The organism is Isoptericola sp. b408, assembly GCF_030588085.1.
Lineage (GTDB): Bacteria > Actinomycetota > Actinomycetes > Actinomycetales > Cellulomonadaceae > Isoptericola > Isoptericola sediminis.
This window is the reverse complement of record NZ_JAUQYQ010000002.1, coordinates 385,385-401,756: the sequence shown is the minus strand read 5'-3', so window position 1 is coordinate 401,756 and position 16,372 is coordinate 385,385. Positions and strand designations below refer to the sequence as shown.

The window sequence follows — 16,372 nt, the reverse complement described above, 5'->3', positions numbered from 1 at the left end:
GACGATCACCCCGGGGACCGGCCGGTGTGGACGAGGCGGTACCAGCGCGGGGAGGACCGGTTCATCGGCCAGTGCAGGCCCTTCAGGTCGACCTCGGAGGCCGACCGCACGTCCCACGCCGGGAACGCATCGGCCACGTCCTGCCGCGACACGCCCCCGATCAGGGACCGCCAGCGGGTGACGCCGAACGCCATCATCAGCAGCGTCGCGCCCGGCCGGGCCACGGCGGTGACCTCGCGCCCCATCGCCTCCCGGTCCGCCGCGTCCAGCCCCTGGAAGCAGCCGACGTCCAGGAAGAGGTCGACCGGGCCGACGCCGAGCCCGCGAAGCCGCGTGACGTCGCCGACGACGTAGGTGGCGGTGGCGGCCGGGTCGCGGTCGCGCGCCTCCTCGACCGCCTGCGGCACCGCGTCGACGCCCACGGCCTCCCAGCCACGCCGGGCGAGCTCGCGGGTGTAGATCCCGCGGCCGCAGCCCAGGTCGAGGGCCCGGCCCGGCGGGCGCCCCCGCCCCTCGGCCGCGCCGTCGAGCACCGCTGCGACGTCGGCGGCGGCGACCTTCGGGTACCGCTCCCAGGGTCGGACACCGAGCCGGTACATCCGCGCGTAGTCCGTCATCCCGATCACCCTCCGCGTCCACCTCTCCCGACGAGCCCCCGGCGCCCAGTCTGCCCCGGTCTGCCCCGGCTCACCTCGTCAGCGAACTGCCAGGTGGGCCCCAGGGACACGGCAGGTCCGGCCACGATGCTGGAGACGTCCGGAGGCTCCGGGCGGGGAGGAGCATCATGAAGCGTCGGTTCCTGCGTCGGACGGCGGCAGCCGGGGCCCTGGGGCTCGCGGCGCTCGGCGCGGCCCCCGCGGTCGCCGCGGACACCGCCCTGCCGCAGCACGAGGTCCAGCACACCGGCACCGTCGTCGAGCTGCTGCAGACGCTCGTCGACGACGGTGCGATCACCGCCGCCGAGCGCGACGCCATCGCGGCCGACGTCGAGCGGGCCGACGAGGGCGAGGAGGACGACGAACGCCTGCTCGACCTGCCCACGGCCGCCGCCGTGATCGGCATCGCCCCGGCGGCGCTGCGAACGGCCCTGTCGGCCGACGGGGCGACGCTGGCCTCGGTGGCGGCGGCCCGGGGCGTCCCGCTCCCGACCCTGGAGGCCGGCCTCGTCGCGGCGGCCGCGCAGCGGCTGGGGACCGCGGTCGACCAGGGACTGCTCTCCCCCGAGGAGGCCGACCGGTGCCGGGCCGAGCTCGCGGCCGTCGTCGCCGACGTCGTCCAGGCGCAGTACCCGGACCTGCGGGGCGGCCGGTCGACGCCGCGGGCCGCCTGACGTCCCTCAGAAGAGCTCGGACAGGATCGCGGCGGCCCGTCCCGCACCGTCGGTCTCCACGGGCCGGTATCGGACGTCGGTGCCCACGTTCTTGACGATCTCCTCGGCGAGCAGGTCGGGGTCGCAGGCGTCCTCGTAGGGCACGCACCGACCGGCCGCGTACCGGTCGAGCCGGTGGCGCACATGCAGGTTCTGCTCGAAGTGGTCGCGCAGGGGCACGTAGAGGAACGGGCGCTGGGCCGCGGCCAGCTCCATGCAGGTGGTCAGGCCGCCCTGGACCACGGCCAGGTCGCAGGCGGCGAGGTGGCGGTAGAGCTCGGGCAGGTACCCGACGACCTCGACACCCTCGTGCCGCGGCAGGGCGGCGGGGTCGATCCGGGGACCGGCCACGACGACGAACCGCAGCTCGGGGCGGCGACGGCGGGCCAGCGGCGCCGCGTCCAGGACGCGGCGCAGCAACGCCTCCCCGACCCCGGAACCGCCCACGGTGACGACCACCAGCAGCTCGCCCGGCCGGCAGCCCAGGGAGTCGCGGGCGGCCTGGCGCTCCGCCTCGTCCGGCACCTCGAAGCCGGTGACGTACCCCGAGAACGAGAAGTTGTCCTCGGTCCACTCGCGGATACCGGGCAGTCCCGGGCCGAAGGTCCCCTCGACGACGTCACCCGGGTTGCCGACGAACACGGAGGCGTCCCGCAGCCGGCGGTACCGGGACCGCTGCTCGATCATCTCCGCGTTGTAGTCGGCCGTCAGGGCCACCTCCGCTCCCCCGCCCGAGGGCATGGGCAGCCACCCGACGAAGTCGGTCATCCAGGCGTACGAGAAGCGCTTGAGCTCGGGGTTCTCGTGCAGGAAGTAGTCGATCTCCCACGCCTCGTCGCCGACGACGAGGTCGTACGGCGTCTCGCGCACGACGTCGTCGAACACGAGGAAGTTGTGCACGAGGATCTCGTCCATGCGGCGGACGGCCTGGAAGGCGTGCAGGTCGTGGTCGGCGGACTCGTCCTCGATGTGCGCGGACTCGCTGGCCAGCCACCGCGACGCCGGATGGACGCGCTCGCCCGCGTCCGCCAGCACGCGGGTCACCGGGTGCTGGGCGAGCCAGTCGACCTCGAGGTCGGGGTGGTGGCGCCGCAGCTCGCGCGCGATCGCGACGTCGCGCCGTGCGTGCCCGAGCCCGATCGGCGAGGACAGGTACAGCGCCCGGCGCGGCCGCGACGCCGCCCGGGTCCACGTGCTGCGCCGCACCGCACGGGCCGGCGGCGTGAGGGAGTCGACGAACTCCTCGATCAGCCGGTTCACGACCACCGGGTCGCGGGCCAGCGGCACGTGGCCGCCGCCCCCGAGCGTGACGAGACGGCCTCCGGTGAGCTCCGCGAGGCGGGCACCGACCTCGTGGGACGTGATGCGGTCGTCGTCGCCGTGCACCACGAGCACCGGGCACGCGACGCGCGCGCAGCGCTCCGGGGACACCGGGTGCCGGCCCGCCCCGACCGTCGCCGCGCCGAGCGCCTCGGGATCGCCCTCGAGCCCCCAGCCCACGCCGTCCTCGATCTGCTTGGTCGAGTGCGGCTCGGAGTAGACCCGGCCGAAGAAGAAGTCGAGGAAGTCCCGCCACGCGGACGGGCCCCGCCGCCAGTAGGGCAGGTTGCACTTCGCCCACCCGTCGGAGGTGTCCAGCGGCTCCGTGAACGACTGCCCCCGGTCGGGCAGCGGGCCCGCGAGGCTCGGGATCGACGGCGCGATCGCCACGAACCCGTCGACCCGCTCCGGCGCCGCCGTCGCGAGCGCCACGCCCCACGTGCCCCCGGCCGACAGTCCCACGACCACGGCCGTGGCGGTCCTCGTGGCGTCGAGGACCGCCACCGCGTCCGCGGCGTACTCGTCCGGGGAGTAGGCGGCCGGGTCGTGCGGCCGGTCGGACCGGCCGCACCCCCGTCCGTCGAACACCACGACCCGGTACCGCCGGGCGAGGAACGGGATCTGCGCCTTCCAGAAGCGCGAGTGGATGATCGACCACGTCGGCAGCAGCAGCACCGTCGGTGCGTCCTGCCGGTCGTAGAGGTCCCACGCCACCCGGACGCCGTCACGCTCGACGGTGCCCGTGGCGTCCGGTGCCACCGGTGCCCCCATGGTCCTCACCCCGTCTCCCAGTCTGCTCCTCGCCCGGACGGTCCGCGCCGTCAGCGCCGGACCTCGTAGACGAGGTTGAACGGCGTGCTGGCCGCCACGCCGAACCGGTCGAACCCGGCCGCGGTGGCGACGTCGTGGATCCGGGCGGGCCCGGCCTGGGCCCCGAGCGCCATCCCGACGTCCTGCGAGAGCGAGGACGGCGTGCACAGCAACGTCGAGAACCCGTAGAAGGCCCGGCCGATCGGGTGCAGGTTGTCCTCGACCCGGTCGCCCGCGGCGGGTTCGACGACCATCCACGTGCCGTCCTCCGCGAGGGCCTCGCGCACGTGCCGCCCGGCCCCGACCGGGTCGCCCATGTCGTGGAGGCAGTCGAACATCGTCACCAGGTCCAGCCCGGTCTCGTCGAACCCGTCCGCCGTCGCGACGGCGAACCGGACCCGGTCGGCCACCCCCGCCTCGGCCGCCCGCTCGCGCGCGGCCTCGACGGAGGCCTCGTGGTAGTCGTACCCGACGAACGTCGAGGCCGGGAACGCCTGCGCCATGAGGATGGTCGAGGCGCCGAAGCCGCAGCCGACGTCCGCGACCGCGGCACCCCGCTCCAGCTTCTCCACGACGCCGTCGAGCGCCGGGAGCCACGACGGGACGAGGTTCGCGTGGTAGCTCGGGCGGAAGAACCGCTCGGTGCCGGCGTGCACGTCACGGGTGTGCTCGTGCCAGCCGAACCCGGTGCCGCCGCGGGCGGCCTCGACGATGTGCTCCGTGCCGTGCAGCGCCCCGAGCGCCACCTGGAACAGCCCGGGCAGGAACGCGGGGCTGTCCTCGACGGTCAGCGCGACGGCCTTCTCGGGCTCCAGGGAGTACCGGGCCGACGCCGGGTCGTAGGTCACGTAGTCGCCCGCTGCCTGGGCGTTCAGCCACTCGCGCACGTACGGCTCGGCGGTGCCGGTGCGGTCCGCCACCTCGGCGGGGGTGCTCGGTCCGTGCGCCGCGAGGTCGCGGTAGAGCCCCAGCCGGTCGCCCAGCACGACCAGGGCCGTGTTGAGGGTCGCGCCGGCGTCGCCGACCGCGCGGCCGACGAACGCCATGAGGGCGTCCATGTCGATGGTCGGGGCCTCGGTCCGGGGGGTGTCGAGCGTGGTCATGTCCGTCTCCTTCGTCGGGTGCCGGCCCGTCGCCGGCAGCTGGCCCGTCACCCCCTGACGCTAGGAATCGCAGGCCTCCCGCCGCGTCAGGGGCCCCACCTGGTCGTGCGACGGCCGGCCCCCTGGTCGAGACTCGGGGCATGCTCGTGGGGCGCGACGACGAGGTGGCCGCACTGGGGCGGCTCGTCGCCGGGGCACGCCTCGGCCGGGGCGGGGCCGTCGCCGTGCTCGGTGAGCCCGGCATCGGCAAGAGCTCGCTGCTCGCCGACACGGCCGACCGGGCCGCCGGGACGTGTCGTGTGCTGCGGGTCGTCGGGGCGGCGTCGGAGACGGAGATCGCGTTCGCGGGGCTGTCCCAGCTCCTCACCCCCGTGCTCGACCGGGTGGACGCCCTGCCGGACCGGCAGCGGGACGCCCTGCGATCGGCCCTCGCTCTCGGTGCGCCGGCGGACGGCGACCGGCTCGCCGTCGGCGCCGCGACCCTGGGCACGATGACGCGCTGTGCCGAGGAGTCCCCGCTGGTGGTGCTCGTGGACGACCTGCACCTGCTCGACGTGCCGTCGGTGCAGGCCCTGACGTTCGCGGCACGGCGGCTGTCCGCCGACCCGGTCGCGATGGTCCTCGCGGGGCGCGACCCGGAGGCCGTAGGGCTCGTCGAGGGCCTTCCCGTGCTACGGCTGGCGGGTGTGGACGAGGAGGACGCGCGGGTCGTGGCCGAGCGCAGCCTCGGGGTGTCGATCCCCCGCGAGCGCCTCGCGGAGCTGTACCGGCGCACGGGCGGCAACCCGCTGGCGCTCGTGGAGCTCGCCGGCGACCCCGACGCCGCGGCGGAGGTACCCGGGCTGCCGCGGACGGTGCCGGAGGCGGTGGCACGCAGCTTCGAGCACCGCGTCGACCTGCTCCCGGAGACCACCCGGGAGGTGCTGCTCGTCGCCGCGGTCGCGGACGGGGACCTCGCCACGACGACCGCCGCCGCACGGGCCCTCGGGCTCGACGCCGCGGACCTGGGCCCCGCCGAGGACGCGGGGCTGGTGCGGACGGCGGCCGGGCGCGTGACGTTCCGGCACCCGCTGCTGCAGTCGGTGGCGTACACGCGGCCCGCCTCCGCACGGCGGCGCGCGGCCCACCGGGCCGTCGCGGACTCGCTGCCTCCCGGGGACGAGGACCGCCGTGCCTGGCACCTCGCGGAGTCCGTGGGCGGCGTGGACGCGGAGGTGGCCGGACTGGTCGAGGCAGCCGCCGAGCGCGCGGTCGACCGCTGGGGGTGCGCCGTGGCGTCGACGAGCTTCGAGCGGGCCGCGGCCCTGAGCACCACGCCCGCCGACCGTGCCGGGCGGCTGGTGCACGCCGCCGAGAACGCCTGGGCCGCGGGGGACGCGCGTCGGGCGCTGGTGCTCGTGGACGAGGTCGCGGCGTTGGGACCGGACGCCGACGTCGAGTTCGCCGCGGACGACCTGCGCGCCACCGTGGCGGTGCACACCGGTTCGCTGCGCCGGGCCCTGGAGATGCTGGTCGACCTCGCCCACCGCGCCCCGGACGCCGAGACCCGGGCGCGGCTGCTCGCCGACGGCGTCTATGCCGCACTGTTCCTCGGGAGCACCCCGACGGCGGCGGACCTGGCGGACGAGCTCACGGCCACCCTCCCGGCCCTGACGGACCCGGTCTCGCGCGCCGTGACGCTGCTGGCGTGCGGGGTCGCCCATGTGCTGGCCGGGCGCGACGGCGCCGCGGAGTTCCGCGCGGCCGTCCCGCTGCTCGAGGCCGGCGGGGCGCCTCGCGCCGGGGACCTGCGCTGGCCGTGGGTGATGTCGGCGCCCCTGTTCCTGCGGGACGACTCCGGTGAGTCCGCCGTCCGTCCGCGGGTGGCCGAGGCCCGCCGTGCCGCGACGCCGGCGGCGTTGCCGGGGCTGCTGTTCGTCATCGCCCGCTACGAGGCCACGGCCGAGAGCTGGCACCGGGCCGAGGCGGACTACACGCTCGCGATCGAGGTGGCCCGTGAGACCGGCCAGACGACGGAGCTCGCCGCCTCGCTGGCCGGCCGGTGCTGGCTCGCCTCGCACCAGGGGAACGCCGAGCTGTGCCGGTCCGACGCCGAGGCCGCCGTCGACCTGTGCGCGCAGGGCGACATGCAGTTCTTCGCCGCATGGGTGCGCTTCGCCCTCGGGGACCTCGCGCTCTCCGACGGGGATGCGGCCACGGCCGTCGAGGAGCTGTCGGCGCTGCAGGACCTGCTCGCCGGACAGGGGCTCGCCGACCCGGACCTGTCCCCGGTGCCCGAGCTCGTCGAGGCGCTGGTGCGCACCGGGGACGTGGCCCGGGCCCGGGAGATCGCGCCCCGGTTCGTGACCGCCGCCGAGGGCAAGGGCATGCCCTGGGCGCTGGCCCGCGCCCGCCGCACCGAGGGCCTGCTGGCCGACGATGACCTCGACCGCCCGTTCCTCGCGGCGTTGGCGCTGCACGCGCGCACGCGCGACGCGTTCGAGACGGCGCGCACGCGGTTGGCCTACGGGGCCCGGCTGCGGCGCGCGGGGCGCCGCGTGGACGCCCGCGAGCAGCTCCGCGAGGCGCTGGCCGGTTTCGAGAGCCTGGGGGCGCGGCGGTGGGCCGACCAGACCGCGGCCGAGCTGACGGCGACCGGCGAGACCGTGCGGCGCTCGGGCGCCGGTTGGCAGGCGGAGCTCACCTCCCAGGAGCTGCAGGTGGCGCTGCTGCTGACCGACGGTTCCACCACGCGCGAGGCCGCCGCGGCCCTGTACCTGTCCCCCAAGACGGTCGAGTACCACCTGCGCAAGGTGTACACGAAGCTCGACGTGCACTCGCGCGAGGAGCTCGCCGCCCTGCTGACCGACCGCGGTTGACCCGCCCCGGCGACGGCCCGCCTGCGCGGAACCGTGGCCGGCTGGCGCTACGCTTCCTTCGAACGCCCGTACGCGGCCGCCGTGCCGCCGTCGGGCCCGCAGTCCGCACCGAGGAACACCAGGGAGCCGCACCGCATGGCGCGCAAGAAGGCCGCACCCGTCGCCGACGAGCCGTACGACGAGACGATCGTCGACATCGACGTCGCCGCGGAGATGGAGACGTCGTTCCTCGAGTACGCGTACTCCGTCATCTACTCGCGTGCCCTGCCGGACGCCCGCGACGGCCTCAAGCCGGTGCACCGCCGGATCCTCTACATGATGGCCGACATGGGCCTGCGGCCCGACCGCGCGCACGTGAAGTCCTCGCGCGTGGTCGGCGAGGTGATGGGCAAGCTGCACCCGCACGGCGACGGCGCCATCTACGACGCGCTCGTGCGCCTGGCCCAGGACTTCTCGATGCGCCTGCCGTTGGTGGACGGCCACGGCAACTTCGGCTCCCTCGACGACGGCCCCGCCGCCGCCCGGTACACCGAGGCACGCCTGGCCGCGCCGTCGATGGCGATGACGGCCGGGCTGGACGAGGACGTCGTCGACTTCGTCCCGAACTACGACAACAAGCTCACCCAGCCCGAGGTGCTGCCCTCGGCCATCCCGAACCTGCTGGTCAACGGCGCGTCCGGGATCGCGGTCGGCATGGCCACGAACATGCCGCCGCACAACCTCACCGAGGTCGTCGCGGCCGCCCAGCACCTGCTGGCGAACCCCGAGGCGACGTTGGACGACGTCATGCGGTTCGTCCCGGGGCCGGACCTGCCCAGCGGCGGCAAGATCATCGGGCTGGACGGCGTGCGCGACGCCTACCGCACCGGCCGCGGGTCCTTCCGCACCCGCGCCACGGCGCGGATCGAGAAGGTCACCGCCCGGCGCCAGGGCATCGTCGTCACCGAGCTGCCGTACACGGTCGGCCCGGAGAAGGTGATCGAGAAGATCGCCGACGGCGTGCGGAACAAGAAGATCCAGGGCGTCACGAACGTCCAGGACCTGACCGACCGGTCGCACGGCATGCGCGTGGTCATCGAGGTCAAGACCGGGTTCGACCCGGAGGCCGTGCTGGAGCAGCTCTACCGCACGACGCCGCTGGAGGACTCCTTCGGCATCAACAACGTCGCGCTGGTCGACGGCCAGCCGCGTCCGCTGGGGCTGCTGGACCTGCTGCAGGTCTGGGTCGACCACCGCATCGACGTCGTGCGCCGCCGCTCGCAGTACCGCCTCGCCAAGCGCCAGGACCGCCTGCACCTCGTCGAGGGTCTGCTCGTGGCGATCCTGGACATCGACGAGGTCATCCAGGTGATCCGCTCCTCGGACGACGCCGCGACCGCGCGCGAGCGCCTGCAGTCGGTGTTCGACCTGTCCGAGCCACAGGCCTCCTACATCCTCGACCTGCAGCTGCGCCGCCTGACGAAGTTCTCCCGCATGGAGCTGGAGTCGGAGAAGTCCCAGCTCGAGCAGGAGATCGCCGAGCTGGAGGCGATCCTCGCCGACGAGGCGCGCCTGCACGGCGTCGTCTCGGACGAGATGGCCGAGGTCGCGGCCACCTACGGCACCCCGCGCCGCACGGTGCTGCTCGACTCGGCCGGCGGGACGGCCCAGTCCGCCGCCGCCGCACCGGCCCGCGGCAAGAAGGCCCCCGCCCTGGACCTGGAGATCAAGGACACCCCCACCCGGGTGCTGCTCTCGGCCACCGGGCTGCTGGCGCGCACGTCCGGCGAGAACGCCGACGCGCCGGTGGAACGTGCCGGACGCCGGCACGCGCACGACGCGCTGCGCTCCGACGTCGCCACGACGGCCCGCTCCGAGATCGGTCTGGTCACCTCGGCCGGGCGCCTGTACAAGCTGTCCGCCCTGGAGCTGCCGGCCCTGCCGAGCGTCGACGGTCCGCCGTCGCTGTCCGGCGGGGTGCCGGTCAGCGAGATGGTGTCGCTGGAGGCCGGCGAGCAGGCGCTGGCCGTCGTGTCGCTGGACGAGGACGCCGCTCCCCTGGCTCTCGGCACCCGCCACGGCGTGGTCAAGCGGGTGCTGCCGGGTGACGCGCCGCGCAACGGCGACGTGTGGGACGTCATCGGCCTCAAGGACGGCGACGCCGTCGTCGGGGCGGCACCGGCCGCGGACGACGACGAGGTGGTCTTCCTCGCCTCGGACGCCAGCCTGCTGCACTTCGAGGCGTCCCTGGTCCGCCCGCAGGGCCGTGCCGCCGCCGGCATGGCCGGCATCCGCCTCGGCGGGGGCCAGCACGTGGTGTTCTTCGGCGTGGCCCGCGCGGCCACGCGCGACCTGCACACGGTGGTGACGGTGGCCGGCAGGGCCGGTGCCCTGCCGGGCACGGGCGGCGGCTCGGTGAAGGTCACCCCGTACGAGCTGTACCCGGGCAAGGGCCGCGGGACCGGCGGCGTGCGCGCCCACCGGTTCCTCAAGGGCGAGGACGAGATCGTCCTGGCCTGGGTCGGCGAGGGTCCGGCGCGGGCCGTCGGCACGGGCGGCCAGCCGGTCGACCTGCCGGAGGACAACCCCCGCCGTGACGGCTCCGGAGTGCCGCTGGCCGGCCCGGCCGCCGCCATCGGCTGAGGTCCCGTCAGGTCTCGGACGGTGGCTGGTACCGCGCGCGCAGCTCGCGTTCGCGGTCCCGCCGCGGGAACGCCAGCAGCACCAGCAGCGAGCCGAGCAGCACGGCGACGATCCCCGCCAGGTAGGCCCACTGGTCACCCGCGAGGAACGACTCGCGGGCCGCGGCGACGATCTCGTCACTGTACTGGGGGTACTGCGACGCGATGGACTCGGCCCCGGCGAAGGACTTCTCCAGCGTCGCCTGCGTGCTCGCCGTGAGGTCCGACAGGTCGCTGTCACCGCTGATCGCCGTGGCCATGGAGCTCGCGTACCCGGCGGCCAGCAGTGCGCCGAACGCGGACTGCATGATCGCTCCCCCGAGGTCGCGCTGCAGGTCGGCCGTGCCGGAGGCCATGCCGACGCGCTGCACCGGCACCGAGCCGGTCAGGGAGTTCGACGCCGGGGTCCCGGACAGCCCGACGCCGACGCCGACCAGCAGGTAGGCCAGGCCGACCGCCCAGTAACCGACGTCCTCGCGCCACAGCAGCAGCATCACGAGGAACCCGAGCAGCACGAACACGTAGCCGGACAGCATCGTCGCCCGCGAGCCGTGCCGCTCCACGAGCGCGGCCGAGCGGGGCGCGACGAGGACCATCCCCACCGCCCCGGGCAGGATCGCCGCGCCGGCCGCGACGCTCGAGTAGCCGAGCACGTTCTGCATGAAGAGCTGGCCGATGTACATGGCGCCCATGAGCGAGCCGAAGATGATGAGCCCGGCGACGGCCGCGACCCAGAACGTCGGGCGGGCAGCCACCCGCAGGTCGTACAGCGGGTTCTCGGCGCGCAGCTGGCGCAGCACGAACCAGGTGCCGGCCCCGACGACGGTCCCGCCCAGCACGGCGAGCAGTCCGGCCCGGCCCGGGACCGCGAGCAGGTTGATGCCCATGACCAGCGACCCGACGAGCAGGACGGACAGCACCCCGCCGAGGTGGTCGACGGGTTCGACGCTCTCGTTGACGTGGGACGGCACGAGCACGATCGCCAGGACGAAGGCGACCGCGGCCAGCGGCACGGTGAGCAGGAACACCGACCCCCACCAGAACTGGGTGAGCGACCAGCCGGCGGCCAGCGGTCCGAGGGCGGCGAAGGCGGCACCGATGCCGGACCACAGGGCGATGGCGCGGGTCCGACCGGGGCCGGACCACAGCGCGGAGATGAGGGCGAGCGTCGTGGGGAACGCCATGCCCGCGCACAGGCCCCCGCCCAGCCGCGCGACGAACAGCACCTCGACGGACGGCGCCCAGGCGGCGAGCAGGCTGAACGGGACCGTCAGCCCGGTGCCGATCAGCAGCAGGAGCTTGCGCCCGTACCGGTCGCCGACCGCCCCGAGGTAGAGCACCGAGGCGGACAGCCCGAGCGAGTAGCCGACGGCGACGAGGTTGAGCTGGACCTGGGAGGCGTCGAGGGCGTCGCCGATGTCCGGCAGCGCGACGTTGGCGACCGACAGGTTGAGGTTGGCCACGGCCGCCACGAGGATCAGCGTCGCGAGCACACGCCCCGTCGGCGCGCGCCGGGCCGTGCCCGACGACGCGCTCCGGGCGGCCCGGCCACCGGCGTCCATGCCGTGAGGCTAGGCACGAACCGGCCCGCTCACGCGTCGGACGCCCGAGGCGGGCATCCCCTCGGGGCCGCAGGACACGCTACGTGGCGTGCGGCCAGGACTGGATCTCGGCCAGCCTTCGCGTCACCCGGTGCCGGGAATGGTCGGACATGACGAGCTCGGCCTTGTCCAGGGCCGTCGACAGCGCGGATCGGAACTCCGGCGTCTCGTGGTCGCTGGCAGCCCACTCGCCCTCGGCCAGGTCCGCGCACGTCATCGCGTACTCGTAGCGTCCGACGTCGTGCCACGTGGGGATGATCTCGAGAGCCCGGGCGATCGCCCGCCTCATCTCTGGGTACTCCCCTCGTTGGCTGTGACATCCGGCCATGCTGCGCCAGCTGGCCGCCTCGGCGACGGCACTGCCGTGTGCCGCCAGAGCGGTCGCCCGCTTCCACAACGCCAGTGCCTGGTCGAGGTCACCGGCTCGCTCGCACGCGAGCGCCAGCGTCGCGTACTCCTCCGAGGTCAGACGGCGACCCCTGATCATGCGTTCCAGGAGCAGTGCCTGTTGGACCATCCGCATGCGCTGTGCCTTGATCGCAGCGCGCCGGTCCCAGACCTCGTCCTCGTCCTCTCCCCACCACAGTTCGTCCTCGTTGACGCCGAGCTCGTGCAGATCGTCCACCTTCTTGAGAAGACGGTCCCGCAGATCGCGCTCCGTGGCCGACCGACGTTCGATGATGCCGTACGCACTGATCAGGAGCGCGAAGACGCTCACGAGGATCGGAACGATGCTCGCGTCCATGACTCAACCCCCCAGGTCGTTCTCGGGACGCGACGAGCGGTGCACCCCGTCGCGGGCACGGTGAGGTCCGTCCCGACGAGAGTAGGTACGGCCGCCGGCACACGCAGGAGGCAGTGCGCGCTTCAGGATGGAGAGCCGGACCGGTGGTCGCGGGTCCTCCCGCCCTCAGCGGGCGAGGGCGGCGGCGATCGTCTCGCCCAGCTCGACCGGCCGCGTGAACATCGGCCAGTGCCCGGTGGGCAGGTCGACGATCTCGTAGTTCCGGTGCCTGGCCAGCTCGGCGACGTAGGGGTGGCCCTGCTCCATCAGCTCGCGCAGCATGCCGGCCGGCATCTCGGAGGCGATGACCGTGGTCGGCACGTCGAGCCGGGACTCGTCGTCGCCCAGCCGGTGCGGCTCGCGCACGGTCCCGCCCGGCTGCGGTACCGCACGCTCACGGAACGCGGCCCGCAGCTCGTCGGTGAGCCCGACGAGCGACGCCTCGTCCATGTCCTCCCAGGCCGGCAGATGGTGGTCGACGACGTCGGCGGGCAGGTCCGCGTCCAGCGCCTGCCCCGAGGCGAGCGGGCCCGAGTCGACGTACACGACGTGCCGGACGCGGCCGGGCCGGGCGTCGGATGCCGCGTAGACCAGCGGGCCGCCGGCGGAGTGGCCCACCAGCACCACGCCGGCATCGGCGGGCAGGGCGTCGATCGCGGCGACGACGGCGTCCACGTGGTCGGCGAGGGTGATGCCGGTCCGGTCGGTGTCCACGGAGTCCATGCCGGGCAGGGTCATCGGGTGCACGGTGTGCCCGGCCGCGACGAGCGTCGGGGTGACGGCGTCCCAGGCGGACGCGTCCAGCCAGAAACCGGGAACGAGGATGATGTCCATGCCGGTGACGTTAGAGGTGTCCCCTGACACCCACGACTATCGAAATGCAAACTGCATGCGAATATCATGGTATTCATGTCCACGCTGCAGGTCCGGGACGTCCCGGACGACGTCAAGCGGGTGCTCAAGGCCCGCGCCGCTCGGTCGGGCCAGAGCCTGTCCGAGTTCGTCCTCCAGGAGCTGAGCGAGCTCGCCGGCCGGCCGACCATCAGCGAGCTCACCGACCGCATCCGCGACCGCGGCAGCTACACGCCAGGAGTCGCTGCGGCCGACGTGCTGGCCGCAGCGCGGTCGGAGCGCGAGTGACGCTCGTCCTCGACGCCTCGGTCCTGGCCGAGTTCCTCGTCGGCAGCCCGGCAGGCCGGCGGGCCACGCCTCGGATCCTCGCGGACCGTGACCTGCACATCCCGCACCTGGCGGTCGTCGAGGTCGCGTCCGTCGTCCGAGGGTGGGTTCTGGGCGGTCACCTGCCCGAGCCTCGGGCGCGTGGGGCACTCGACGACCTCGCGGCGCTGCCGGCCGCACGCTGGTCCGCCGAGCCGTTGCTTCCTCGCCTCTGGGCGCTGCGGTCGAACATGACGGCGGACGACGCGACCTACGTGGCACTGGCTGAAGGAGTCGAGGCCACACTCCTGACCGCCGACGCCCGCCTGGTCCGTGCGGCGGAGCAGTTCGGCGAGTGCTCGGTCGAGCTCGTCGACGCGGGCACGGGACGGTGACGGTCGACATGGTGGAATCGGCCGCGTGACCACCTACGAGTTCTCGACCGACCCGAGCCGCCTCGACACCGACTGGATCCACGGGATCCTGTCCGGGACGTTCTGGGCCCGTGGCCGCACGCGCGCCACGATGGACGCCGCCATCGCGGCATCACGCAACTACGGCATGTACGCGGCCGACAGCACGCAGGTCGCCTACGCCCGGGCCGTGACCGACGGCGTCACGTTCGCCTGGGTGGCCGACGTCATCGTCGACCCGGCGCACCGACGCCAGGGACTCGGCACGCAGATCGTGGACGGTCTGATGGCGGACCTCGAGAGCCTCGGGCTGAAGCGTGTGCTGCTCAAGGCCTCCCCCGAGGGGCAGGAGCTCTACCGGCGTGCCGGCTTCGACCGTCTCGACGACCCGGAGACCTGGCTGGGCCGCCGCCTGCGCTGACCGTGCGGAAGACTCCGGGTACGGCGCACCGTCCGTCGGAGCGGCCCGCACCGCGGTCACTCGGCAGAGGCGACGTCCCGCGCGATCTGCCGGGCCCAGGCGTCGATCCGCTCCCAGTCGCGGAAGTCGCCCGCGGGCAGAGGCATCTTCCGGGTGAACCGTTCCGCCAGGCCGATCGGCTTCTCCTCAGGGTCGTAGGCGCCGAAGAACACCTCCTCGCCGCGCGGCTGCAGCAGCTCGCCCAGCTCCGCGAACTCCCGGGGGCGTGCCGCCTCCCGCACGTCACGGCCCTTCTCGTCGACCTCGTCGGTGCCGAGCGGGCCGCTGCTGAACAGCCACACCGGCCGCTGCTTCAGTGCCGACTCGTGCCGCTTCGCGAAGCGGTCGGCGTCCTTCAGCCAGTGGGCCATGTACGCGGCGCCGCCGAGGACCACGGCGTCGTAATCCTCGACCGTGCTGACATCCTCGACGGGCACGGCGTCGGCGTCGACCCCGTGGTCGCGCAGGGTGGCGGCGATCCGCTCGGCGATCCCCGCCGTGGCACCGTGTCGGGTGGCGTAGGCAACCAGGACGTTCATGGCCGACTCCTTCTCGACGACGGGGAGTGCGGACGAGGGGGGCAGTTCAACGCTAGCGCGCGACCGGGTGCGCCGCATGGCCCGCCTCGTCGGCCCGTCGGCGCGAGGATCGCGAGACCAAGAGGGCCCTAGAGCTCGATGCTGAGCAACCGCGAGCCGTGCGTCTTGGTATACCCGAGGCTCGCGTAGAGGCCGTCGGCGCCGCTGGGGTTGGCGGTGTCGACGTCGAGGCAGGCGTACTCCATGCCGTCGGCGGCGAAGGCCCGCATGCTCGCGAGCAGCGCGGCGAGCGCCGCCTTGCGGCCCCGGTAGGCGCGCCGGGTCCCGAGGACCCCGGTGTAGCCGAACGAGTACCCGCGCACCTCGAAGTCCTCGGTGAACAGCTCGTTCATGGCGTAGCCGACGACCAGCGGCTCCCCCGCCCGCAGCGCCGCCGCCGTCTCGTCGTCGGTGTGGGGGTCGGCCAGCAGCGCCTCGACGTCGGGGGCCTCGTCCACGACGAGGTGGCTCCACTGCGGCGCGAAACCGGTGCGGCCGCTCGTCCACTGCTCGCGCGTGTTGGGCTCGCTGCCCCAGTGGTCCCGGAACGCGTCGTTGTGCGCCAGGCGCGTGGCCTCGTCGAGCTCGGGCGAGAAAGGCACGAGGCGCAGGGATCCGTCGAGGACGACCTCGGGCAGCGGCGCGGCCTCCAGGTCGCGCAGGTCGCGGCGCAGGTCGGTGTAGAACCGGCGGGGCTCGAACCCCGCCCGTTCGTAGAGCCGGAGCTTCGACGCCGGGCCGTCGTCCTCGGCGAAGACGCCGATCCGGGCGGGGAGCTCCTTGCCCGACGTCGCGAGCACCTGCCGGGCGCGGGCGACCTGCCAGGCGAACAGCTCACGGCCGATGCCCTCGCCACGACGGGACGGGTGCACCCCGCCGAACAGGAAAGCGCGCAGCGTGCGGGAGTCGCCGGGCATCGTCTCGACGTGACCGTAGGCCCGGAGCGCGCCGGCGGCGTCGAACCCGAGGATCGAGTCGTCCTCGAACCGTCGCCACGGGGCGTCGAACAGCTCGGTGATCTCCTCGAGGGTCTCGCGGTACGGCTCGGCGTCGGCGTCGGCGATGGTGTTGCGCAGGTCGAGCAGCACCGCGGCGTCGTCGGCGGTGGCCGGGCGCCACGTCAGTCCGCCGGCGGTCAGGGCCGGCAGGGTCGCCGGGGCGTCCGCGCGCTCGGCGATGGGCGCGAGGTCGGGTGAGGTCTCCAGGGTGGCCATGTCTGGAGCCTAGGTCTCACCAGATGTACGCCGCACCCTGATTT

General features: G+C 74.2%; 14 protein-coding genes. 6 read left to right on the top strand and 8 right to left on the bottom strand.

From position 1 onward, the window contains the following. Window positions 1–5: 5 nt before the first annotated feature. Window positions 6–617: a bifunctional 2-polyprenyl-6-hydroxyphenol methylase/3-demethylubiquinol 3-O-methyltransferase UbiG gene (locus tag Q6347_RS07495; protein WP_304604165.1), complete on the bottom strand. Its 612-nt coding sequence runs from the start codon at window positions 615–617 to the stop codon at window positions 6–8. Window positions 618–784: 167 nt separating this feature from the next. Here Q6347_RS07495 and Q6347_RS07490 point away from each other — a divergent pair, with 167 nt between their 5' ends. Then, window positions 785–1,330: a hypothetical protein gene (locus Q6347_RS07490; protein ID WP_304607058.1), complete on the top strand. Its 546-nt coding sequence runs from the start codon at window positions 785–787 to the stop codon at window positions 1,328–1,330. 6 nt (window positions 1,331–1,336) lie between these two features. Here Q6347_RS07490 and Q6347_RS07485 read toward each other — a convergent pair whose 3' ends face one another. Both Q6347_RS07485 and Q6347_RS07480 read right to left on the bottom strand, forming a co-directional pair. Continuing rightward, window positions 1,337–3,460 (bottom strand): alpha/beta fold hydrolase, encoded by a 2,124-nt coding sequence (locus Q6347_RS07485; protein WP_304607057.1) that lies wholly within the window; start codon window positions 3,458–3,460, stop codon window positions 1,337–1,339. 50 nt (window positions 3,461–3,510) lie between these two features. Beyond that, entirely contained in the window at window positions 3,511–4,602 is a 1,092-nt protein-coding gene (locus Q6347_RS07480; protein WP_304607056.1) for a class I SAM-dependent methyltransferase, read from the bottom strand. Between the two features lie 140 nt (window positions 4,603–4,742). On the opposite strand from Q6347_RS07480, the gene Q6347_RS07475 reads away from it, so the two are divergent. Further along, window positions 4,743–7,460, top strand: a complete 2,718-nt coding sequence (locus Q6347_RS07475; RefSeq protein ID WP_304607055.1) for an AAA family ATPase — start codon at window positions 4,743–4,745, stop codon at window positions 7,458–7,460. A 135-nt stretch (window positions 7,461–7,595) separates the two neighbouring features. Next, entirely contained in the window at window positions 7,596–10,082 is a 2,487-nt protein-coding gene (locus Q6347_RS07470) for a DNA topoisomerase (ATP-hydrolyzing) subunit A (RefSeq protein WP_304607054.1), read from the top strand. A 7-nt stretch (window positions 10,083–10,089) separates the two neighbouring features. Here the strand turns inward: Q6347_RS07470 and Q6347_RS07465 are convergent, their stop codons facing one another. The 3 genes from Q6347_RS07465 to Q6347_RS07455 all read right to left on the bottom strand — a co-directional run bounded on the left by Q6347_RS07465 (window position 10,090) and on the right by Q6347_RS07455 (window position 13,339). After that, complete coding sequence (locus Q6347_RS07465; protein WP_304607053.1) at window positions 10,090–11,682, bottom strand: MFS transporter; 1,593 nt, start codon at window positions 11,680–11,682, stop codon at window positions 10,090–10,092. Window positions 11,683–11,761: 79 nt separating this feature from the next. Further along, entirely contained in the window at window positions 11,762–12,466 is a 705-nt protein-coding gene (locus Q6347_RS07460; RefSeq protein ID WP_304607052.1) for a hypothetical protein, read from the bottom strand. Between the two features lie 165 nt (window positions 12,467–12,631). Next, entirely contained in the window at window positions 12,632–13,339 is a 708-nt protein-coding gene (locus tag Q6347_RS07455; RefSeq protein WP_304607051.1) for an alpha/beta fold hydrolase, read from the bottom strand. Between the two features lie 75 nt (window positions 13,340–13,414). Here Q6347_RS07455 and Q6347_RS07450 point away from each other — a divergent pair, with 75 nt between their 5' ends. The 3 genes from Q6347_RS07450 to Q6347_RS07440 are packed head-to-tail and all read left to right on the top strand — an operon-like array spanning window position 13,415 to window position 14,497. Then, entirely contained in the window at window positions 13,415–13,645 is a 231-nt protein-coding gene (locus Q6347_RS07450) for a hypothetical protein (protein WP_304607050.1), read from the top strand. Next, window positions 13,642–14,058: a type II toxin-antitoxin system VapC family toxin gene (locus Q6347_RS07445; protein ID WP_304607049.1), complete on the top strand. Its 417-nt coding sequence runs from the start codon at window positions 13,642–13,644 to the stop codon at window positions 14,056–14,058. The genes Q6347_RS07450 and Q6347_RS07445 overlap by 4 nt, the downstream gene beginning before the upstream one ends. A 25-nt stretch (window positions 14,059–14,083) precedes the next feature. Then, window positions 14,084–14,497, top strand: coding sequence for a GNAT family N-acetyltransferase (locus tag Q6347_RS07440; protein ID WP_304607048.1), 414 nt, complete (start codon window positions 14,084–14,086; stop codon window positions 14,495–14,497). Between the two features lie 56 nt (window positions 14,498–14,553). Here Q6347_RS07440 and Q6347_RS07435 read toward each other — a convergent pair whose 3' ends face one another. Together Q6347_RS07435 and Q6347_RS07430 are read right to left on the bottom strand one after the other, a co-directional pair. Further along, on the bottom strand, window positions 14,554–15,075 hold the full coding sequence (locus Q6347_RS07435) for a flavodoxin domain-containing protein (RefSeq protein ID WP_304607047.1): 522 nt from the start codon (window positions 15,073–15,075) through the stop codon (window positions 14,554–14,556). 128 nt (window positions 15,076–15,203) lie between these two features. Further along, a complete protein-coding gene (locus tag Q6347_RS07430) occupies window positions 15,204–16,328 on the bottom strand; it encodes a GNAT family N-acetyltransferase (RefSeq protein ID WP_304607046.1) in 1,125 nt (374 codons plus the stop codon). Window positions 16,329–16,372: the final 44 nt, after the last annotated feature.